The following is a 21,600-nucleotide window of genomic DNA, read 5'->3' as shown; positions in this document are numbered from 1 at the left end:
GGAGAATGCCGGTGATCGCGCCCAAAGGCCCCACACTGAGTGTGGTGCCTCATCACAAGACCGATACCTCGTCGTCCGGCCCGCAAGTGCTGCAGCCGAGCGGCTGGCCGATGCCGAAAGGATATGCCAATGGCATGGCCGCCGATGGCCGGCTTGTCGTGACCGGCGGCGTGATCGGCTGGGATACGGAAGGGCGCCTCGCGCCCGACTTCGTCGCGCAGGTGCGTCAGACGCTGAGCAACATTGCCGATATCCTTGCCGAGGGCGGCGCCAGCCCTGCGCATTTGGTGCGCCTCACTTGGTATGTCGTCGACATCGAGGAATATCTCGCGAGCCTGAAACAACTCGGCGGCGTCTACCGCGAGATTCTTGGCGCGCATTATCCGGCAATGGCGCTGGTACAGGTCGTGCGTCTGGTCGAGAAAGCCGCCCGCGTCGAGATCGAAGCGACCGCAGTGGTGCCGCGCTGAAACCCGCTTGTCGGGTGTCGTCTTAAAGCTCTGTTCTTAGCTTCCAGAGTTCCGGAAAAAGTTCGACCTCGAGCATCTTGCGCAAGTAGGAGACGCCCGACGTGCCGCCGGTTCCGCGCTTCAGGCCGATGATGCGCTCGACCGTCGTGACGTGGTTGAAGCGCCAGCGGCGGAAATAGTCTTCGAAATCGACCAGCTTTTCCGCAAGCTCGTAGAGCATCCAGTGTTTCGCCGGCGACGCATAGACGGTCTTCCAGGCCGCCAAAACCTCGTCGTTTGGCGTGCGCGTGACGCGCCAGTCGGTTCGGCGTGCGTCTTCGCCGATGTCAAAACCATTGCGCGCCAATAGCAGCAGCGCCTCGTCATAGAGGCCCGGCTCAGCGAGAATTTCCTCGAGCTTTGCCATGATGTCGGCGCGGTGGGCGTGCGGGGCAAGCAGCGCCGAATTGCGATTGCCGGCCAGGAACTCGATCGCGCGGTACTGGTACGACTGGAAACCCGAGGACTGCCCGAGCTGATCGCGAAACTCGGTGTATTCGCTGGGTGTCATCGTCCGCAACACGTCCCAGGCGGTATTGAGCTGCTCGAAGATGCGGGCGATGCGCGACAGCATCTTGAAGGCGGGCTGCAACTGGTCGTGGCGGATCGCCTTGATGGCGGAACGGATTTCGTGGATGGCCAGCTTCATCCAGAGTTCGGAAGTCTGGTGCTGGATGATGAACAGCAGTTCGTCATGCGCGTCCGAGAGCGGCTCTTGTGCGTCCAGAACGCGTTCCAGATGCAGATAATCGCTGTAGGACATGCGCCCCTCGAACGACATCTGGGCTCCTTCACGCGAGGATTCGTCGCGATTGCCAGTCATGTTACGAGCGCCTTTTTGCGGTATTCCGCGGTATCCCAGCGGCGATTGGTCAAGACGTCGGCGATGATTTCGACCGCCGCGCGAACCTCGGCTTCTTCGATGTAGAGCGGCGTAAAGCCGAAGCGCATCATGTCCGGCGCGCGGAAGTCGCCGATCACGTCGCGTGCGATCAGCGCCTGCATGATCGCGTAGCCATCCGGGTGACGAAACGAAACCTGGCTGCCGCGCTGCTTTCCGTCCCGCGGCGAAGCCAGTGTCAGCTCGGGACAACGTCCTTCGACTTCGCGGATGAACAGGTCGGCGAGCGCGATCGATGCATGGCGCACGTCGGTCATGCTGACGCCGTCCCAGACGTCGAGGGCGGCGTCGAGCGCGGCCATCGCAATGATCGGGGGCGTACCGACCCGCATTCGCTCAATGCCCGGCCCGGCCCGATAGTCGAGGTCAAAGGCAAAGGGCGCGTGATGACCCATCCAGCCGGAAAGCGCCGGCCGCGCCGTATCGGCGTGCTTCGGCGCTACATAGATGAAGGCGGGCGCGCCAGGACCGGCATTGAGATATTTGTAGGTGCAGCCGACTGCGAAATCGGCTTCGGCAGCTTCCAACTCGACCGGAATCGCGCCCGCGGAATGCGCCAGATCCCAGACCGTCAACGCGCCGGCGGCATGTGCCCTGCGCGTCAGCGCGCTCATGTCGTGCAGCCGGCCGGTGCGATAGTCGACCTCGGTCAGCATCAGCACCGCGATCGTCTCGTCGATGGCGGCTTCGACGGCTTCGGGGGCCACGACCTTCAATTCGTAGCCCCGGTCGAGCGATTCAAGCAGACCGCTGGCGATGTAGAGATCGGAAGGAAAGTTGCCGGTGTCCGACAAGATCACGCGTCGCGACGGATTGAGCTCAAGCGCCGAGGCCAGCGCCTGGTGGACCTTGATGGACAGCGTATCGCCCACCACCACCGTCCCTTCGGCAGCGCCGATCAATCGGCCGATGCGGTCACCGATACGGCGCGGCTGCGTCATCCACCCGGCGACGTTCCAGCCCTTGATGAGGTGCCTGCCCCATTCCTCCGATATCATGCGGCCGACGCGATCGGCGGCCGCTACGGGCAGGGGACCGAGCGAATTGCCGTCCAGATAGATCACGCCATTCGGGATGGCGAACCGGGATTTCGTTCGCGTGAAATCGGTCATGTCTTTCCCTGATGCGCGCCCTCTGGAATTATTCGCGCTGACATCAATTATTTCAAGCTTAAAATTTATGGGCGCAAGGTGCGCTTCCCGGTATAGACTGGTTCCTGCGGGCATCGATCGGACATCCGTTCGGCCCACAGAATCGAAATGGAAAGCGAACTGCGTGATTTTTCATCAGATTTCCGACTGGAGCGACGCCTATGCGAATGCTCCGAACATTCCGGGCGGCGAACGCTGGCCGGCCGCGTGGGTGCAGCCCGCGCAGGCCTATCGCGATGCACTCCAGGGCAGCGGCCGCGCGACGCTCGATATCCCATATGGCGAGCGCGCACGAAACTGCTTCGATCTCTTTAGACCGGAAGGCCGGCCAAAGGGCCTGGTCGTCTTCGTCCATGGTGGATTCTGGAAGGCGCTCGACAAGAGCTTTTGGTCGCATCTCGCGCGCGGATCGGTTGAAGGCGGCTATGCGGTGGCGATGCCCTCCTACACGCTGTGCCCGGACGTACGCATCTCCGAGATCACGCGCGAAATTGCCGCGGCCGTCGCGCGCGCCGCCGCGATGGTCGAAGGCCCGCTTTTTCTGGCCGGCCATTCCGCCGGCGGGCATCTGGTGACACGCATGATTTCGGCGACGTCGCCGCTCCCGGGCGACGTCCGGGCGCGCATCAGCCACACGGTCTCCATTTCCGGCGTTCATGACCTTCGTCCGCTGATGAAGGCCGCCATGAACGCGGACCTCCGGATCGACGAGGCCGAGGCGCTCGTGGAAAGCCCGGCGTTGCTGGAGCCGATGCAGGATGTGCGCGTGACGTGCTGGGTGGGCAGCGCGGAGCGCCCGGAATTCGTCCGCCAGAATGCGCTCCTCGCCAACATCTGGACCGGGCTCGGCGCGAAAACCTGCACGATCGAAGAACCCGGCCGGCATCATTTCGATGTCATCGACGGGCTCGCCGATCCCGATCACCCACTCACCAGGACGTTGTTGTCACGATAGCCCGCTGAATTTCCGAAATGAACGGCGGTCGCGGTGTGGCCTTGCCACCGGGTGACCCACCAATCATGTCGGCTGAAACGTCTGCACTGTCTGTCGTGCACCCAGGGCATAGAGTTTCGAGAGCGCCTCAGTGACGGCGCTGCGCATGCGGGGATCGCTGCCGAAGGTGCCGAAAATGGAGTGCACCTCCAACAGCGCGGGAGCAAGGCGCTCCGCGACTGGGCCGGCGCGATCAGCGATGTCAGCCAATTCCCTGGCAAGCGGATCGCGCACCTCGATGGCGCGTCCCTGTTCGTCCTTTGCGGTGACGTAGCGCATCCAGCCGGCTACCGCGAGCGCATGCGTGTCGATCGAAAGGCCCAGCCGCAACCGGTCCTGCATGGGGGCGAGCAGCCGCTGCGGCAGTTTCTGCGAACCGTCCATCGCGATCTGCCAGGTGCGGTGATGCAGGGCGGTGTTGGAAAAGCGCTGCAGCAGCGACGCGCCGTAGGCCGTAATATCGGTGCCTTCAGGCATCGCCAGCGTCGGCGCCGCGTCGAGCATCACCTGTCGGGCGAGCGCTGCAAAGCGATGGTCGGTCATGGTGGACGCGATGGTTTCATGGCCGGCGAGATAGCCGAGATAGGCCAGCGCCGAGTGACTGGCGTTGAGCAGCCGCAATTTCATATGCTCGAACGGCGTCACATCGGAGACCATTTGCACGCCTGCGGCGGCGAAATCCGGCCGTCCTGCCGGAAAGCGATCTTCAACGATCCATTGCATGAATGGCTCCGTCACCACCGGCCACGCGTCGGTCATGCCGAGCGCGGAGGAAACCTCGGACCGGTCGAGGTCGGTGGTCTCCGGCACGATCCGGTCCACCATGGTCGAAGGGAAGGCCACCTCGGCCTCAATCCATTTGGCGAGATTGCGCGATCGAAGGCTAGCGAACTGCGTCACGATCCGCCCGACGGTATGGCCATTGGCGGAGAGATTGTCGCACGACAGAACGGTGAAGGGGGCGGCACCCGCAATCCGCCGGCGCGCCAGCGCAGCCACCAGGAATCCGATGGCCGAGCGCGGCGTGCCCGGATTCTGCAGGTCATGAACGATGTCGGGATGATATTCGTCCAGGTCGCCTGTTTGCGGCGTGTGACAGTAGCCCTTCTCGGTGACCGTCAGCGAGACGATGCGCGTAGCGGGGTGGGTGAGGCGCGCGATCAGCGGGGCAGGTTTCTCCTTGGCGACTTCGCATGCCAGAACCGAGCCGATGATCCGGTGGTCGGTGCCCGCGCCGGAACGAACGGCGAGGGTGTAGAGGCAGTCCTGCGGGGCGAGGGCATCGCGGGTTTCCGAACTGCGCAAGCTGGCCCCGACGATTCCCCATTCCGTCGCGCCACCCGCAAGGAGGTCGTCGATCACCACCGCCTGGTGCGCCCGGTGGAAGGCGCCAATTCCGAGATGAACGATGCCCGGCGTGATGTCCGACCGGTCATAGGCCGGACGCCGGACATGGCCGGGAAGTCTGTCGAGGTTGGCGTCGGACAGGCGAAAATCGCCGTCTTTCGGGCCGGAAACGTGATTTTTCGGCGTTTCGCTTGACATGGGAGGCTCGATCTATCAATCTTTGGTCAATTGGTAAGGCCAATATTGCCGATTTATTGGCCTGGGCCCGATCAAAGCAAGAAAAATCGATCACTTCAGGGGATCGTCAGGGAGAGCCGAGCGTGCCGCTCGAAGCCGTGGAAGCGCGACGTCTTTATCGCCAGGTTGCCGATCAGCTCCGTGCCTTGATCGACAGCGGCGAATACCGCGTGGGCAGCCGGCTTCCGACCGAGCGCGATCTTGCCGAACAATTGAAAGTTTCGCGGCCGACGGTGCGCGAAGCCCTGATCGCCCTGGAAGTCGAGGGCCGGGTCCGGATTCGCGTCGGCTCCGGGATTTATGTCAGCGAACCGGCGGCGCTCGCACCGCCCTTGTCGGCGGCGGCCGAGATCGAGGGCCCGTTCGAGCTGCTGCGCGCCCGCGAATTCATCGAAGGCGCCATCGCCGAACAGGCGGCGAGGGTCGCGACACCCGAAGACATTGCGCGCATCGACGCTTCGCTGGATGCGATGGCCAAGGTGCAGCATCCGGGCGAGGCCTCGATGATCCATGACCGCGCGTTTCATGTCGCTGTAGCCGGATGTCTCGACAACGCCGTGCTGGTCCGTGTGGTCGGCGAGTTGTTCGACCAGCGGCTCAATCCATACTTCGCCAAGCTCGCGCACTATTTCGAGAATCCGCAATCCTGGAATGCGGCGCTGGCCGAGCACCGCGCGATCCGTGATGCCATTGCCGTGCACGATCCCGATGCGGCCCGCGTGACGATGCGCGAGCACCTGGCGCGCTCGCAGGCGCGTTTCGCGCAAAATTTCGGAACCGAAGCTTCGTCTGCCTCCCGCGTTCGCGCAAGGAGCGGCTGAGCGATGAGAATTCGAACGAGCCGGCAAAATGCCGGGCCGGTTGGGTAACAAAAGCAAATTGTAGCAAGGGAGGAATTCACGTGTTCAAGAAATTGACGATTGCATTCGCGGCGTCCGCAGCGGCGCTGTTGGCCGCGACCTCATCGGGCATGGCGCAGACCAAGCTCAAATGGGCCCACGTTTACGAAACGTCTGAGCCGTTCCACACCGCTTCCGTCTGGGCCGCCGGCGAAATCGGCAAGCGCACCAATGGGCGTTACCAGATCGACGTCTATCCGGCCTCGCAGCTCGGCAAGGAAACCGACATCAACCAGGGGCTTTCGCTGGGCTCGGTCGACATGATCATCTCGGGCTCGAGTTTTGCGGCCAAGAGCTTCCCGCCGATCGGCGTGACCTACTATCCCTACACCTTCCGCGACGCCGATCATCTCCTCGCCTATACCAAGAGCGACGTCTTCAAGGAGCTTACGAAGGGCTACGAGGACAAGACCGGCCATCGCATCCTGGCGGTGACTTACTACGGCGTGCGTCACACCTCGTCGAACAAGCCGATCAAGACCTGCGCCGACATGAAGGGCCTCAAGATTCGCGTGCCTGATGTGCCGGCCTATCTTGCGATGCCGCGCGCCTGCGGCGCCAATACCGCGCCGATTGCGTTTGCCGAGGTCTATCTCGCCCTGCAGAACGGCACCGTCGAGGCCCAGGAAAATCCGCTCACCACCATCGAGGCCAAGAAATTCTACGAGGTGCAGAAGCACATCGTGCTGACCGGCCACATCGTCGATCATCTCAACACCGTGATGTCCGGCGCGCTCTGGAAAAAGTTGTCCGAGGAAGACCGCAAGATCTTCACCGACGTCGCGCAGGAAGCGGCGGCGAAGGCGACCGCCGAGATCAAGACCAACGAAGCCAAGCTGGTCGATTTCTTCAAGCAGAAGGGTCTGACGGTGACCGAGGTCAACAAGGACGAGTTCCGCGACACCGTGCTCAAGACCGTGAGTTTTGAGAGCTTCGACTATCGCAAGGCCGACTGGGAACGCATCCAGGCGGTGAAATAAACGGTTGGGCTTTCGTCCGTGCCTGCCGCGATTTTGGCGGCGGGCACGGACGCAGCTTCTCAAACGCCAGTTCGGGGAGGGCGCATGTCGACGGTTGAAGTGCACAAGCAGATCACGGCGGACGAGATCGCCCATACGTTCGAGGACGAGGTCCCCAAGGGCGCCGACCTCAGTCATTACGCCACGGAGGACTGGCTCGCGCTCGCGATCTTCTGGATCATGGCGCTGTCAGTGTTCCTGCAGTTCTTCACCCGCTATGTCCTCAACGACAGCTATGCCTGGACCGAGGAGATCGCGACCTATTGCCTGATCGGCGTGGTCTTCATCGGCTCGGCGATGTGCGTGCGGCTGTCGCGGCACATCCAGGTCGATTTGCTGTTCCGCTATCTGCCGCATCTGCCGGCGCGCGCGCTGTCGACCGCGATCGACCTCATTCGGATCGCGTTCTTCGGCTATGCGATCAAGCTGGTCTGGCAATTCATCCAGATCATCGGTGACGAGCGGATGACCACGATCAAGTTTCAAAAGGGTTTTGTGTATTACGCCGTGCTGCTCGGCTTCGTGTTGATGTTCGCGCGCGCGATCCAGATCGCGGTCGAGAACTGGCGGCGGGGCTACTCCATCCTGGAGCGCCCCGGCGCATTCGACGGAACGGAAGGGTAGGGCGATGCTGCTGCTGCTTGGGGGATTTCTGCTGCTGATGCTGCTCGGCCTGCCGGTCGCGCTGTCCATGGCGGCATCGTCGCTGGTCTACATTCTCGTCACCGGCATCACGCCTGACGTGACGCTGGCGCAGCGCATGATCGCGGGCGTCGAGAGCTTTCCGCTGCTCGCCGTGCCGTTCTTTATTCTGGCCGGCAACCTCATGAACATCGCGGGCGTCACGGGACGCATCTACAAATTCGCGGTCGCGCTGGTGGGCTGGATGCGCGGCGGCCTCGGTCACGTCAATATCGTGGGCTCCGTGATCTTTTCCGGCATGTCCGGCACCGCGATCGCGGATGCCGCAGGGCTCGGCACTATCGAAATCAAGGCGATGAAGGATCACGGCTACTCCACCGAGTTCGCCGTCGGCGTGACAGCGGCGTCCGCCACGCTCGGTCCGATCATCCCGCCGTCGCTGCCGTTCGTCATCTACGGCATGATGGCGAACGTCTCGATCGGCGCGCTGTTTCTCGGCGGCGTGATCCCCGGCGTCGTCATGACTTTGGCCATGATGGCGACCGTGGCCTATTTCGCCCACAAGAACGGCTGGGGCAGCGACTCGCCGTTCTCCTGGCCGCAAATCGGCTCGGCCGCTCTCGAGATCTTCATCGTCATGGCCTTCCCGCTGGTGGTCTGGCTCCTGGTCGTCGCCGGGATGTCCGTGAACATGGCGGTCGGAATCGGGCTCGTCGCGTTGCTCGCGCTCGACTGGTATTTCGATTTCTCCGCTGTCATGGCGCTGATGGCGCCGGTTATCCTGATCGGCGGCATGACACTCGGCTGGTTCACGCCGACCGAAGCTGCGGTGGCTGCCGTGATCTGGTCGCTGTTCCTGGGGCTGGTGCGTTATCGCTCGATGACGCTGCAGACCGTTGCCAAGGCGACGTTCGACACCATCGAGACCACGGCATCGGTGCTGTTCATCGTCACCGCGGCCTCGATCTTCGCGTGGCTTTTGACGGTGTCGCAGGCGGCGCAGACGCTGACGGACGTGATACTCGGGATCACCCAGAACAAATGGGTATTCCTGCTGCTCGCCAATATCCTGATCCTGTTCGTCGGCTGCTTCATCGACACCATCGCCGCCATCACCATTCTGGTGCCGATCCTGCTGCCGATCGTTCTGAAACTGGGCATCGATCCGATCCATTTCGGCCTGATCATGACGCTGAACCTGATGATCGGACTCCTTCACCCGCCGCTCGGCATGGTGTTGTTCGTGCTCGCCCGCGTGGCGAAGCTTTCCGTCGAGCGCACGACCATGGCGATCCTGCCGTGGCTGGTGCCGCTTCTGCTGGCGCTCATCGCCATCACCTACATCCCGGAACTGACGCTCTGGCTACCTAAATATATGGGACTCTCAAAATGACATCGATGGCTTTGGCCGCAACGCTGTTCGGCCCGGAAGATCTGCGCATGGTCGAGCGGCCGCTCGATCCGCTCGCCGCGGGCATGGTTCGCATCCGTTTCGGCGCCGGCGGCATCTGCGGTTCCGACATGCATTACTACCGCCATGCCCGCACCGGCGATTTCGTGGTGACCTCGCCGCTCGTGCTCGGCCACGAGATCGCGGGCGAGGTGGTCGAGATCGCAGACTCTGCGCCAGGCGTGAAGGTCGGCGACCGCGTCGCCCTCAATCCGTCGCGCTGGTGCGGTCACTGCAAGCCGTGCCGCGAGAGCCGGCCTAATCTCTGCGAAAACATCTTCTTCATGGGATCGGCCTCGAAGACCCCGCATATGCAGGGCGGCTTTGCGTCCTACTTCGACGCCATTCCCGCGCAGTGCGTGAAGATTCCCGACCACGTGACCTATCAGGCGGCAGCGCTCGCCGAACCGCTGGCGGTGTGCCTGCACGCCGTCGCCCGCGCCGGCGACGTTAGGGGTAAGCGCGCGGTGCTGTTCGGCGCCGGTCCGATCGGCCTGTTGACCATGCTGGCGGCGCAACGCGCAGGGATCGCGGAGACGACCGTCGTGGATATCGCGGCGGCGCCGCTGGCATTTGCTACGAAGCTTGGCGCCAACCATGTCGTCGATATCTCCGGCGGTGAGGAGGCGCTGAAGGCGGAAGCTGCGGCGCGCCCGTTCGATGTCGCGTTTGAAGTCTCGGGCACGGCCGCAGGCCTTGCAAGCGCGATCGGCGTCGTCCGGCGCGGCGGCGTCGTGGTCCAGGTCGGCAATCTGCCGGGCGGGCAGATCCCGGTGCCGGCGAATGCTGTCATGGCCAAGGAGATCGACCTGCGCGGCTCGTTCCGCTTCGGAGCGGAATTCTTCACCGCGGTCGAACTGATCGCCGATGGCAGCGTCGACGTACTTTCGCTGGTAACGGCCCAGCGCCCGCTTTCGGTCGCGCCCGACGCGGTGCGGCTGGCGCTCGACCGTTCGCAAAGCGTCAAGGTCGTGCTGACGGCGTGATCGCATTTTTCGTTTCAGGAGATCTTGCATGATGCTGCAGGGATGGCGGTGGTACGGGCCCAATGATCCCGTATCGCTCGACGATATCCGCCAGGCCGGTGCGACCGACGTGGTGACGGCGCTGCATCAGGTGCCGATCGGCGAAGCCTGGACGCGCGCCGCCGTCGAGGAGCGCAAGAACCTGATCGAGAACAGCCAGCCCGGCCGCTCACCGCTGACCTGGTCGGTGGTGGAATCGATTCCGATTCCCGACGACGTCAAGCGGCTCGGGGGCAAGGCGACGCGCTCGATCGAGACCTGGATCGCGAGCCTCGAGGCGGTGGCTTCCGCCGGCATCAAGATCATCTGCTACAATTTCATGCCGGTCGTGGACTGGTGCCGCACCGATCTCGAATGGGAATTGCCGAACGGCGCCAAGGCAATGCGCTTCGACCAGGAGCGGTTCGCGGCGTTCGATCTGCATATCCTGGAGCGCCCCGAGGCGCAGGCCGAATATTCCGAGGCCGCGCAGCGTCGCGCCAAGGAGGCCTATTCGCGGATGACGCAGGCCGATATCGATGTCCTCGTCACCAACATTGCCAGCGCGCTGCCGGGCTCCACGACGGATCCGCTGACGATCCCGCAATTCCGCGACCGCCTGCAGCAATATCGCGGTATCGATTCCGCGGTGCTGCGCCGGCACCTCAGCGAATTCCTCGCGCGTGTGACGCCGGTCGCCGAATCCCTCGGCGTGACGCTGACGCTGCACCCGGACGACCCGCCGCGGCCGCTGTTTGGCCTGCCGCGCATTGCGTCCTCGGCGGAAGACTATCAGGCGCTGTTCGACGCGGTGCCCTCGAAGGCCAACGGCATCTGCTTCTGCACCGGCTCGCTCGGCGTGCGCGCGGAAAACGATCTGCCGGCCATGGCCAAGCGCTTTGCGCCACGGATCGGCTTTGCCCATCTGCGGGCGACCAAGCGGGAAAGCGACGGCCTGTCGTTCTTCGAATCCGATCATCTCGACGGCGACGTCGACATGATCGCGGTGCTCAAGGCGCTGCTTGCCGAGAACAGGAAGCGTTCGTCCAGCCACCAGATCGTATTCCGGCCCGATCACGGCCATCGCATGCTCGACGATCTCGCGGAAACCAAGCGCACCAATCCCGGCTATACCGCGATCGGCCGCCTGCGCGGGCTCGCCGAACTGCGCGGTGCCATCCGCGCCATCGAACACGCCGGCTAACTGAGGGGAGCGTTTTCTCGGCGCGGCTGGCTACCTGTCAGCGGTGGAATATATCGCGCCGAGGTCGCGGCCGCGCAATCTGCCTCGCCGGGTCGACCATCGCTCGAGGCTGTTTTGCATCACCTCGGCGAGCGCCGGACGCGCGTTCAACTGCTTTTCCGGCACGCATGCAATGATCGCATTTCGATCCTGGACGCCCTGTTCGTCGATGATCCACGCTCCCAGCCGGTCGCCGGCAAGCCGTGCGGCGATGCGATCGGGTACCGGGTCGATGTCGTTCGCGACCAAGACGTTCATGACGATGCGGCCACCGGGCGTCAACCGCGCGCGGATGGCGTCGCAGGTCTCGACGTCGAATTCGTCATCAAAGCAAAAATCCGGACCTCCGACATCGATGGCGATTCCATCGTAAAGCAGATCGTCGTCGAGAATGAATTTCCGGAAATCGGACACCACCAGCGGCAATCCGTCCGGCAGCCCAAAATATCTCTGAGCGATCACGAAGCTGATCGGATTATTGTCGACGATCGTCAGGTCTTTTCCGAGACGTGCCAGCCTGGTGGCGAGATTCCCGCCGCCGCATCCCAGGACCAGAATGTTCGTCGCGCGATGCAGCAGCTCGTCCATGAGCCTGACGTAGCTGAAGACGCTCTCGCCGTCGGGTGTGGCCTGACTCTGCCTGATGCCTTCCTCGAAATAGATCCGCGTTCCGTCCGCGGAGCATTCGACAATCTCGATTGCGCCGTTCCTGCCCTGATAGCGCCCCAGCAGCCGCACCTTGTCTCACCATGCATTAAATAGGATGTTTGATACATCGTTTATCATGTCGTGGATCGGATGCCAATCGTGCTAAGGCCATGTAGTCTCCCGGTTGATATGCTGAACCTCTAAGTTGATGCTTGAGACGGTAATTTAGATGGGATAGATATATCCGTTTCAAAACCGGGAGAACCGCCTCCATGATTACCGCCAATCAGCTCAGGGCCGCGCGAGCGCTTCTGAGCATCGATCAGCGGCAAATGGCCGAACTGGCCGATCTTTCGGTGCCGACCATCCAGCGCATGGAAGCCAGCGATGGCGTGATCCGCGCCAACGTCGATTCGCTGATGAAACTGGTTTCCGCGCTCGAGAGCGCCGGGATAGAGCTGATCAATCCGGGCGCCGCAAGCGCGACAGGCGGGCGAGGGGTGCGTCTTCGGGAACATGTCACAAACCCCAAGACAACCCCCAAGTCAAAGAGCAAGACCGTCCGCCGCCCGAAGAGGGTGCTGGAACGGGTTCGATAGCGTTTCTCACGATGTAGCGGCGCCCGTGTCCGCGCGCTCGAGCAGGGCAAGCAATCCTTGCAGCATGGCTGTGGGGGCAGGCGGGCAGCCGGGAATGTGCAGGTCGACCGGGACGACCTCGGAGACGCCGCCCACGACCGCATAGCTGCCGGCAAAACATCCGCCGTTCCGCGCGCAATCTCCGACCGCCACGACCCATTTCGGATTGGGCGTGGCATCATAGGTGCGCTGTAGTGCCTCGCGCATATTTTTCGTCACCGGTCCCGTCACCATCAGGACGTCGGCATGACGCGGCGAGGCGACGAACCGCAGGCCGAACCGCTCGACGTCGTAATAGGCATTGTTGAGCGCGTGAATTTCCAGCTCGCATCCGTTGCAGGATCCGGCATCGACCTCGCGGATCGACAGGCTCCGGCCGAGCCGTCGTCGCGCGGCCTGCCCGAGCGCGGTTGCAAGCTCCGCCACGGCGGCGTCATCGGGCGATGGCGCCCGCTCGGTGAGCGGCCGGCGAAACACGCTTTCGAAGAGCAGCTTGCGCATCGCGTGGCTTCCTTAGAGCGAGATGACTCTTCTTCGAACAGTCATCTCGCTCTATCCTTTTTGTTTGAGCATGATCCTCTCGGAAAACCGGTACCCACTTTTCCGGGATCATGCTTAGAGATCGTGGCCCGAATAGGAACAGTTGAACGATTTGTTGCAGAGCGGAAAGTCCGCGACGATGTTGTTCTCGATCACGGCTTCCAGCAGCGGCCATTGAAACCAGGACGGATCGCGCATGTGGCATCGCTCGATCAGGCCATTGCGCAGGCGCAACCAGACCAGAACATCGCCGCGGAATCCCTCCACGATCGCCATGCCCTCCCGCACTTCCCCTCCAAGCGGGACGTCCTTGTAGGTCGGGCCTTCGGGAAGCCGGCTCAGGATCTGGTCGATCAGCGACAGACTTTGCTCGACCTCGCGCATCCTGATCCAGACGCGTGCATTGACGTCGCCCTCGTTGAGAACGGGCACGTCGAAACGCAGGCTGTCGTAGGGCGGATAGGCCAGCGTCCGGCGTGCATCGAACGAGCGGCCCGAGGCGCGGCCGACATAGCCGCCGGCGGCATATTGTTGGGCGAGCGGCGGCCTGAGCGTTCCGGTATCGACGGTACGATCCTGCAGCGAAGCGGTGTTGTCATAGAGTTCGACCAGCGCGGGAAAGCGCTGGCGGATATTGTCCAGCGTGGCCTGGATGGTTTCCGCCCCGCCATTGCCGATGTCGCGGCTGACACCGCCGGGCACGATGATGTCGCGCATCAGGCGATGGCCGAACGCGGTTCCGGCTGCGCGCAGCACGCCCTCGCGTAACATCGCGCAATGCGCGTGCATCAATGCAAAGGAGGCATCGTTGCAGATCGCGCCGATGTCGCCGAGATGGTTGGCGAGCCGCTCAAGTTCTGCCAGCAGCGCGCGCAGGAACACGGCCCGGTCCGGCACGGCGAGATCCAGCGCGATTTCGGTCGCGCGCGAAAACGCGTAGCCGTAAGCCACGGTGCTGTCGCCCGACGTACGGGCCGCAAGTTGGACGCCGCGCGCGACGCTGGCGCCGGTCATCAGCGCGTCGATGCCCTTATGGACGTAGCCGAGCCGTTGCTCCAGCCGGACCACGGTCTCGCCGCTGGCGGTAAAGCGGAAATGTCCGGGCTCGATGATGCCCGCATGCACCGGACCGACCGGGATCTGGTGCAGGCCGTCGCCTTCGGCCGCCAGGAAACCGTAGGGCGCCGCCTTCGGCAATGCGTCGATGCGATCTCCCAATGGGTAGCGCACGCCCCAGCGGTTGTGGTCGAGCCAGGGGCGGGCATCGGGCGAGCCCTGGGCGGATAGTCCGAACAGGTCGTTGATAGTGCGTTCCAGCCGCAAGGCCGGCGGATGATGCCTGCCGACAGAAGGAAACGTGCGGTCGGAGCAATCCAGGCTGACGACCGCGATCTCCGCGGTCTGTCCATCCATGATTGCCATGTGCACCGTTGCGGGCTCGCCCCACAGGCCGAGCAGGCTCCAGCGTCCGTGGGTCAGTTCGCTCGCCGCAAATGTCCATACCGAAGTATCGACCGCAACGCGCGGCCACGGGCCGTATTGCCCGACCTTGCGGCCCTCCAGCGTCAGATCGATCAGCGACGGCATTTCATTTCGTTCCTATCCAAGGAGCTGAGCCACGTGCTGAAACCAGACCACCAGCGGGGCGGGAAGATAAATCCCGGCGCCCAACACCAGCGCGAGATGCGCAAACATCGGAATATACGAGGCGTCGGCCGGGGCCGTACTGCCGCGCGGCTCGCCGAAGGCAACACTCGTCAGGCGCAACGTCAGTGCGCCGAACGCCAGCAGCAGCCCGAATACCAGCACGATCGCCAGCAACGGCTGCCTTGCAAAGGTCGAACTCACGACCAGGAACTCGCTCATGAAGATCCCGAGCGGCGGCAGTCCGGCGATAGCGACCACGCCCACCACCAGCCCCCAGCCGAGCGCCGGATGGGTCACGGTCAGGCCGCGGATCCGGGAAATCCGCTGGGTGCCCTTGATTTGCGAAATGTGTCCGACGGCGTAGAAGATCGCCGACTTGGTCAGGCTGTGCATCACCATGTGCAGCAGCCCGGCGAAATTGGCGAGCGGCCCGCCCATGCCGAACGCAAACACGATGATGCCCATGTGCTCGATCGAGGAATAGGCGAACAGCCGCTTGATGTCGCGCCGCTGGTACAGCATGAAGGCCGCGAAGATCAGGGAGACCAGGCCCATCGTCACCATCAGCGGCCCGGGCGCAATCGAGGCCGGGTTGGCGGCGAGCAGTATCTTGAAGCGCAGCAGCGCGTAGAGCGCGACGTTCAGCAGCAGGCCCGACAAGACAGCCGATATCGGCGTCGGACCTTCGGCATGCGCGTCGGGCAACCAGGCGTGCAGCGGCGCGAGGCCGACCTTGGTGCCATAGCCGAGAAACAGGAAGACGAAGGCGACGTTGAGCAGGGCCGCGTCGAAGTTTGCTGCGCGCTCGACCAGCAGCGTCCAGACCATGCCGTCCTGGCCTTCGCCCATCACCGGGCGCGCGGCCATGTAGACCAGGATCGTGCCGAACAGGGCAAGCGCTATGCCGACGCTGCCCAGGATGAAATATTTCCAGGCCGCTTCCAGCGCGGCGTGGGTACGGTAGATGCCGACCATCAGCACCGTCGTCAGCGTCGCGACTTCGACCGCGACCCACATCAGGCCGATATTGTTCGACACGAACGCGAGGTTCATGCCGAACATCATGATCTGATACATGGCATGGTAGAAGCGCAGGTACGCCGGCGTCAGCCGCTCGCTTTCGAGCTCGTGCGCGATATAGCTCGCGCTGAAGATGCTGGTGGTGAATCCCACGAAGGTATTGAGCACGATGAACACGATGTTCAGGTCGTCGATCAGCACGTAAGGCCCGGGGGCGGGGCGTTCGACCACGAACAAGGAGAGCGCAGACAGGAATGTCGCCAGGCTGGCAACGACATTGAGCCGTGCCGTCATGCGGTAGCCGGGCAGGATCGCGAGCAGCGCCGCCGAGCAGATCGGGATCAGCAGGACGGCCGTGACGGGATTGAAGAAAGAAAGGTTCATCTGCGTTCGCCCCGGAAGTCGTCGAGCGCGGAGACGTCCACCGAATCGAAGCGTTCGCGGATTCGGAACAGGAAGATGCCGATGACGATGAACGCGATCAGGATCGAGAAGGCGACGCTGATCTCGACGACCAGCGGCATGCCCTTGGCGCCAGTCGCCGCCAGCACCAGTCCGTTTTCGAGCGACATGAATCCGACAACCTGGCTCACCGCGTTGCGGCGCGTCACCATGACCAGAAGTCCGAGCAGCACCACCGACAGCGCAAAGGCGAGATCCTCGCGCGCCAGCGGGTCGGCGTCGCTCGTCACCCGCAACATGAGAACCAGCGAGAGCGCGACCAGGCCCATTCCGGCCAGCATGGTCGGACCGATCCCGACCGCGGATTCGATGTCGCGGTGAATTCCGAGCTGCTTGACGATGCGGTGCAGTGCCACCGGAATGACGATCGCCTTGAACACCAGGGCGATGACGGCGGTGACATAGAGATGGGGCGCGTCCTGGATGAAGGCCTGCCAGGCAACCGAGAGCGACAGCACCAGCGCGTGGAGCGCGAATACGTTGAGCAGCGAATAGAGACGGTCCTGATACAGCATCATCAGGCTGATCAGCACCAGCCCGCCGGCCAGCGTGTGGGAAACGTCGAAGGCGAGGCTGTGCATTTGCATCAGAAACTCCTCGAGACGAACAGCAGCAGGGTGCCGAGCAGGCCCAGCATGAACGCCGCTCCGAGAAATTGCGGGACGCGGAACACCCGCATCTTTGCCGTGGCCGTCTCGAACAGCGCGAGCAGGAAGCCGGCGAGCGCGAGCTTGACGACATAGGCGCCGGCGCCGATCGTGTAGGACAACGCGCCGCTGCCGTAGAGCGCGATCTGCCAGGGGAAGAACACGCAGGCAATCAGCGAGACGTAGAGCAGCAGCTTGAGGAATGCGCCGAGTTCGATCATCGCGAGATGGCGTCCCGAATATTCCAGGATCATCGCCTCATGCACCATGGTGAGTTCGAGGTGCGTCGCCGGATTGTCGACGGGGATGCGCGCGTTCTCCGCGATCGCCACCATGAACAGTGCGACCAGCGCCATGCCGAGCGACACCCGCAGTCCGACATAGGACGACGCCAGCAAGTGCGAGACGGTCGAGAGTTGCGTCGAGCCGGCGACCAGCGCCAGACAGAATACGATCAGCAGCATCGCCGGCTCGGCGAGCGCTGCGATCATCACCTCGCGGCTGGAGCCGATGCCGCCGAAACTGGTGCCGACGTCCATCCCGGCGAGCGCGAGGAAGAAACGCGCGCTTCCCAACAGCGCGACGATGGCAATGAGATCGGCCGTCCAGTTGAACAGCAGCCCGGTCGCGAAGGTCGGCACCAGCGCCGCGGCAACCCAGATTGCCGCGAAGGTGATGTAGGGCGTCACGCGGAACAGCCACGACGCGTTGTCAGCGAGCACCACTTCCTTGCGCATCAGGCGCAGCAGATCGCGATAGGGCTGAAAGACGGAGGCTCCCTGACGGCGCACCAGCCGGGCCTTGATCTTGCGCACGTAGCCGGTCAGGAGCGGGGCGAGCAGCAGCACGAGCAACATCTGCACGCCTTGCACGATGATGTCCGAGATCACGACCATATCGCGAGCACCAGCAGCAGCGTGACAAGGGTGGCGAAAACCAGGCTGAGGTATCGCCGGATGGTCAGGAACTGCAGGCGATTGAGTCGGCTGGACGAAAAGCCGACGGCATCCGCAATTGGCGCATACATTCCGTTCCAAACCATATCGTGCAGTTCAATTCTGAGCCGCGCCGGACGGAGGTCTCCCGGCGGCGGCATCGTGACGTGATCGCGGGCGTGGAACACCAGCGTGCCGAACACGCGGCGGATCGGCTGGGCGAAGCTCACGCCCGAATATTGCGCGGCGGGCGTCGCGTCGGAGAAACCGCAACCCCAGGCCGGTCCGCGTCGCAGCGCACTGGGAGGCGAAGCGATGAATGAAATAGACCGCCAGCGACGCGGCCGCCGTGATGAACACCATCACCAGCAGTCCATTGTAGGAGCTGCGGCTCTCGGCAATCGGCACGATCGAAAGCCAGGGTTGACTGGCCTGCGTCGGCATGCGGCTGCCGAGGATTTGAGTCGTAACCGGCGCAAGCGCGTCGATCGCCAGTCCCGGCAGGATTCCGGCGAGCAGGCAGAGCACGGCGAGGATGGACATGGCCGTGAGCGAGAAGCGGTCGACTTCGGAGGCGGTTTCCGCGGCCGTGGCGCGCGGCCGGCCAAGAAACGTCACGCCGTAGGTTTTGACGAAACACGCCGCGGCCAGTGCGGCAGCGAGAGCGAGCATCGCGCCGACCGCGGGCACCATGATCTTCAGCGCCCATTGCGGCAGTTCCGGACTTTGCAGCACCGCCTGGAAGATCAGCCATTCCGACACGAAGCCGTTGAACGGCGGCAGCGCCGAGATCGCGACGCAGCCGACGAGAACGGCGAAGCTCGTGAACGGCATGCGGTGAATGAGACCACCGAGCTTGTCCATGTCGCGCTCGCCCGTCGCGGTCAGCACGGCGCCGGCGCCGAAGAACAGCAGGCTCTTGAAGAAGGAGTGGTTGAGTGCGTGAAACAGCGCGGCCGTGAAGGCGAGCGCCGCCGCCGCCTTCAGTCCATTGGCCTGGAACGCCATGGCAAGGCCGAGGCTGACAAAGACGATGCCGATATTCTCGATGGTAGAGTAGGCCAGGAGGCGCTTCAGGTCCTTCTCCATCATGGCGTAAAGGATGCCCATGACGGCGGTGATGCTGCCGAGGAACAGCACGATCGCGCTGGCCGGCCAGCTCGGCTGTCCCAGCAGATCGAACAAGACGCGAATGAAGCCGTAGATCGCGACCTTGGTCATGACGCCGCTCATCAGCGCGGACACGTGGCTCGGAGCCGCGGGATGGGCGAGCGGCAGCCAGACATGCAACGGCACCAGGCCCGCCTTGGAGCCGGCGCCGAGCAGCATCAGGATCAGCACCAGCGTCGCGGCATGGGGCGTGTGCTGCGCGGCGCGAATGGCCGCAAATCCGTAATCTCCCGCCGGCCCCGCCAGCAAGCCGAAGGCGAGCAGCAGCGCGAGAGTGCCGAAGCTGGCCATGACGAGATAGACGTAGCCGGCCCTGGCGTTGCCCGGCTCGCGATGATGCGCCATGACAAGCGCCCAGGATGCCAGCGACATGAACTCCCAGCACAGCAGATAGGAGAAGGCGTCGTCGGCCAGCACCACGAGGTTCATGCCGGCGAGAAAGGCGGGGAAGAAGGGAAGCACGCGGTGCGGTGCGGGGTCATGATGGCCGTAGCCGAGGCCATAGAGACTTGCCGACGCCCCACCCAGATTGATGACGACGAGAAAGAACGAGGCCAGTGCATCGAGGCGGAAGTGCGCGCCAAGCCACGGCAAACCGACCGGCAGGGTGAGGGTGGTGGCATCAGCGGCGCCGCCGACCAGGAAGCGCAACGCGCCGGCCATTGCAATCGCCGATACGGCCAGTGTCGCGCCGTAGATGACAGGTGTGGAGATCTTCGACCGGCTCAGAACGATCGCCAGCGCGGGCAACCCGAGCAGTCCGGCGACACAGACCATTTGCAGGGCGACGGCCGACATTATTTGCGCGCCCTCGCTGCGCTCGATGTCTTGTTTTCCGCGCGATCTCCGGAGCCGGCCTTGAGCCGCACGCCGCGTCCGCCGCCGTCGCTGTTCGCCCCGTCGTCGATCAATTCGATGCCGGCATCCTCGAGCGCGGTGATCAGCTTCACCAGCGAATCGACGTTGCCCCGAATCATCGTCTCACTCGCTTCCATCCGCTGAATGGTTGGCACCGAAAGCCCCGACAGCTCCGCGAGCCGCCGCTGATCGATGCCGAGAAGCACCCTGGCAGCCCGCAATTGAGCCGCAGTGATCATCAGTCTGCCTCGCCGGCGACGCTCGGACCAATATGAAAGGTCATTCCTGCATCCTAAGTATTGATGCTAATATGTCAATAAGTGATATCTCAGATATCTATTCTGAGGGGTGTGCCCGGGGGTCACTCGTGCCCTGGACGCAAGCGGCGTGAGTGCTGCGAGCCGGGCGCATTCTACTTTGCATGGGGTTGTTTTAGCGATTTTGTGTCTGGCCCCTGCGGTGTACCGCCGAAGGGTCTTTGCACGGTGTCCGGGACACGAGATCGTTAGTGCTTCGCACTAACGGCGAATCGATTCGACTCTAACCCATCCCGATCTAGTCTTTCGCCGCCGGCTTGGTCGCGAACTGCGGGAACATCGCGGCGACGATCGGGCCGTCGGTGCGCCAGGAATGGCAGCCGCCGATGAAGAACGGACGCTCGCCGGAGTTCTGCTGGTTCTCCAGCGTGTCGCGGCCTTGCGGCTTCTTGCCGTAGGACATGGTCTGGTACAGCGTGGTCACGGCTGGGCCGAGCAATTCCATCAGATGCGTGCAGGTTTCCAGCCGGCCGATCTTGCGCCGCACCGTTTCGCGCCAGCCCGGGCCGACCCGCTCGCCGATCAGGCGCCGCAGGATCGGCTCGACTTCGACGCAGGTGGGGTAGGGCGTGGCGCGCATCATCGCTTCCGCCTCGCGGATGGTCATGCCGTCGTCGATGGCGAGCCGCAGGCCGATATCGTGTACGGGATCGCCCGGCTTCAGTTCGCCGCGAAAACGGTCGGCGCGCTGGGTGAAGGGTTTTGTGTCGCGCAGCCACGCCTCGACTTCCCAAAGGCCATCGTCGCGCAGAAATCCTTCGCTTTCGATCGACCGCGTATGCATCAGGCGGCGCGATTTACTGCTATTTTCCAGAGGCATCAGTTCGTATCCTGCATTGATGCGTCACTTCAGCTGAATTTGACGATCATCTTGCCGAGCGCCGACCGCGAGTGCATGGTCTTGAACGCCTCGCGAAAATTCTCGAACGGCACGACTTTGCCGACCACGGGCTGCAATTTGCCCGATGCCAGCCAGTCGAACAATTGCGCCATCAGGCGCACATGCGTATCCGGCTCGCGCTTCTGGATCTGGGCGAGATCGACGCCGAGCAGCGCGCCGCCCTTGAGCAGCGGCAGGTTGAAGGCCAGTGCCGGAATGGTGCCCGAGGCGAAGCCTACGACCAGATGCCGCCCACGCCCGCCGGTCAGTTCCTTCAGCGCGACGCGGACTTCGCCGTTGGAAATGCCGGGCGTATCGATCTGCTTGATCGAGATGCCGTCGATCGAGTTGTGGCTGTCGACAACCACGGCCTTCATGCAATTTCTTTCATGCGTTTTCTTCTTGGACTCCAATGCATTAGGCCGGCATCTTGAGATGTCCG

The 21,600-nt window shown here is 63.4% G+C and carries 21 protein-coding genes and 1 pseudogene; 9 read left to right on the top strand and 13 right to left on the bottom strand.

Going from position 1 to position 21,600, the window contains the following annotated elements; genetic code table 11:
• Window positions 1-5: 5 nt before the first annotated feature.
• Window positions 6-470, top strand: coding sequence for a RidA family protein (locus V1293_RS13730; RefSeq protein WP_334510289.1), 465 nt, complete (start codon window positions 6-8; stop codon window positions 468-470).
• Window positions 471-492: 22 nt separating this feature from the next.
• On the opposite strand, the gene kynA is transcribed toward V1293_RS13730, so the two are convergent.
• The gene (kynA, locus tag V1293_RS13725) at window positions 493-1,332 is read right to left on the bottom strand and encodes a tryptophan 2,3-dioxygenase (protein WP_334510288.1); all 840 of its coding nucleotides are present in this window, start codon (window positions 1,330-1,332) and stop codon (window positions 493-495) included.
• On the bottom strand, window positions 1,329-2,522 hold the full coding sequence (gene kynU, locus V1293_RS13720; RefSeq protein ID WP_334510285.1) for a kynureninase: 1,194 nt from the start codon (window positions 2,520-2,522) through the stop codon (window positions 1,329-1,331). The genes kynA and kynU overlap by 4 nt, the downstream gene beginning before the upstream one ends.
• Before the next feature lie 163 nt (window positions 2,523-2,685).
• On the opposite strand from kynU, the gene V1293_RS13715 reads away from it, so the two are divergent.
• Complete coding sequence (locus V1293_RS13715) at window positions 2,686-3,516, top strand: alpha/beta hydrolase (RefSeq protein ID WP_334510282.1); 831 nt, start codon at window positions 2,686-2,688, stop codon at window positions 3,514-3,516.
• A gap of 63 nt (window positions 3,517-3,579) precedes the next feature.
• Here the strand turns inward: V1293_RS13715 and V1293_RS13710 are convergent, their stop codons facing one another.
• A complete protein-coding gene (locus V1293_RS13710; protein WP_334510279.1) occupies window positions 3,580-5,100 on the bottom strand; it encodes a mannitol dehydrogenase family protein in 1,521 nt (506 codons plus the stop codon).
• A 122-nt stretch (window positions 5,101-5,222) separates the two neighbouring features.
• On the opposite strand from V1293_RS13710, the gene V1293_RS13705 reads away from it, so the two are divergent.
• The 6 genes from V1293_RS13705 (at window position 5,223) to uxuA (ending at window position 11,357) form a co-directional block, all read left to right on the top strand.
• On the top strand, window positions 5,223-5,960 hold the full coding sequence (locus tag V1293_RS13705) for a FadR/GntR family transcriptional regulator (RefSeq protein WP_334510277.1): 738 nt from the start codon (window positions 5,223-5,225) through the stop codon (window positions 5,958-5,960).
• A 149-nt stretch (window positions 5,961-6,109) separates the two neighbouring features.
• Window positions 6,110-7,018 carry a sialic acid TRAP transporter substrate-binding protein SiaP gene (locus V1293_RS13700; RefSeq protein ID WP_442894347.1) on the top strand — a complete coding sequence of 303 codons (909 nt, stop codon included), beginning with the start codon at window positions 6,110-6,112 and terminating at the stop codon, window positions 7,016-7,018.
• An 84-nt stretch (window positions 7,019-7,102) separates the two neighbouring features.
• Window positions 7,103-7,681, top strand: a complete 579-nt coding sequence (locus V1293_RS13695) for a TRAP transporter small permease (protein ID WP_334510272.1) — start codon at window positions 7,103-7,105, stop codon at window positions 7,679-7,681.
• A gap of 4 nt (window positions 7,682-7,685) precedes the next feature.
• Window positions 7,686-9,092, top strand: coding sequence for a TRAP transporter large permease (locus tag V1293_RS13690; protein WP_334510270.1), 1,407 nt, complete (start codon window positions 7,686-7,688; stop codon window positions 9,090-9,092).
• Window positions 9,089-10,135, top strand: a complete 1,047-nt coding sequence (locus V1293_RS13685) for an L-idonate 5-dehydrogenase (protein ID WP_334510268.1) — start codon at window positions 9,089-9,091, stop codon at window positions 10,133-10,135. Before V1293_RS13690 ends, V1293_RS13685 begins: the two co-directional genes overlap by 4 nt.
• 31 nt (window positions 10,136-10,166) lie before the next feature.
• A complete protein-coding gene (gene uxuA / locus V1293_RS13680) occupies window positions 10,167-11,357 on the top strand; it encodes a mannonate dehydratase (RefSeq protein WP_334516718.1) in 1,191 nt (396 codons plus the stop codon).
• 30 nt (window positions 11,358-11,387) lie between these two features.
• Here the strand turns inward: uxuA and V1293_RS13675 are convergent, their stop codons facing one another.
• Window positions 11,388-12,134 carry a class I SAM-dependent methyltransferase gene (locus V1293_RS13675; RefSeq protein WP_334510266.1) on the bottom strand — a complete coding sequence of 249 codons (747 nt, stop codon included), beginning with the start codon at window positions 12,132-12,134 and terminating at the stop codon, window positions 11,388-11,390.
• A 182-nt stretch (window positions 12,135-12,316) separates the two neighbouring features.
• Between V1293_RS13675 and V1293_RS13670 the strand changes: the two genes are divergently transcribed.
• Entirely contained in the window at window positions 12,317-12,643 is a 327-nt protein-coding gene (locus V1293_RS13670) for a helix-turn-helix transcriptional regulator (protein ID WP_334510264.1), read from the top strand.
• A gap of 6 nt (window positions 12,644-12,649) precedes the next feature.
• Here the strand turns inward: V1293_RS13670 and V1293_RS13665 are convergent, their stop codons facing one another.
• The 9 genes and pseudogenes from V1293_RS13665 to V1293_RS13625 form a co-directional block, all read right to left on the bottom strand.
• A complete protein-coding gene (locus V1293_RS13665; protein WP_334510262.1) occupies window positions 12,650-13,183 on the bottom strand; it encodes an NADH-quinone oxidoreductase subunit B family protein in 534 nt (177 codons plus the stop codon).
• 114 nt (window positions 13,184-13,297) lie between these two features.
• Window positions 13,298-14,809 carry a hydrogenase large subunit gene (locus V1293_RS13660; protein WP_334510260.1) on the bottom strand — a complete coding sequence of 504 codons (1,512 nt, stop codon included), beginning with the start codon at window positions 14,807-14,809 and terminating at the stop codon, window positions 13,298-13,300.
• Between the two features lie 12 nt (window positions 14,810-14,821).
• On the bottom strand, window positions 14,822-16,273 hold the full coding sequence (locus V1293_RS13655) for a hydrogenase 4 subunit F (RefSeq protein WP_334510258.1): 1,452 nt from the start codon (window positions 16,271-16,273) through the stop codon (window positions 14,822-14,824).
• On the bottom strand, window positions 16,270-16,932 hold the full coding sequence (locus V1293_RS13650; RefSeq protein WP_334516717.1) for a hydrogenase-4 component E: 663 nt from the start codon (window positions 16,930-16,932) through the stop codon (window positions 16,270-16,272). Before V1293_RS13650 ends, V1293_RS13655 begins: the two co-directional genes overlap by 4 nt.
• A gap of 5 nt (window positions 16,933-16,937) precedes the next feature.
• On the bottom strand, window positions 16,938-17,894 hold the full coding sequence (locus tag V1293_RS13645; protein ID WP_334510257.1) for a respiratory chain complex I subunit 1 family protein: 957 nt from the start codon (window positions 17,892-17,894) through the stop codon (window positions 16,938-16,940).
• A pseudogene (hyfB, locus tag V1293_RS13640) lies at window positions 17,885-19,901 on the bottom strand (hydrogenase 4 subunit B). Before hyfB ends, V1293_RS13645 begins: the two are co-directional and overlap by 10 nt.
• Window positions 19,901-20,200 carry a helix-turn-helix domain-containing protein gene (locus V1293_RS13635; protein WP_334510255.1) on the bottom strand — a complete coding sequence of 100 codons (300 nt, stop codon included), beginning with the start codon at window positions 20,198-20,200 and terminating at the stop codon, window positions 19,901-19,903. Before V1293_RS13635 ends, hyfB begins: the two are co-directional and overlap by 1 nt.
• 316 nt (window positions 20,201-20,516) lie before the next feature.
• On the bottom strand, window positions 20,517-21,098 hold the full coding sequence (locus V1293_RS13630; RefSeq protein ID WP_334510254.1) for a DUF2889 domain-containing protein: 582 nt from the start codon (window positions 21,096-21,098) through the stop codon (window positions 20,517-20,519).
• Window positions 21,099-21,127: 29 nt separating this feature from the next.
• Window positions 21,128-21,535, bottom strand: a complete 408-nt coding sequence (locus V1293_RS13625; RefSeq protein WP_334510253.1) for a zinc-binding dehydrogenase — start codon at window positions 21,533-21,535, stop codon at window positions 21,128-21,130.
• Window positions 21,536-21,600 lie beyond the last annotated feature (65 nt).

Origin of the sequence: Bradyrhizobium sp. AZCC 1693 (genome assembly GCF_036924745.1) — a bacterium.
In the GTDB taxonomy this organism is placed as follows: domain Bacteria; phylum Pseudomonadota; class Alphaproteobacteria; order Rhizobiales; family Xanthobacteraceae; genus Bradyrhizobium.
This window is presented reverse-complemented; position numbering and strand designations above follow the sequence as displayed.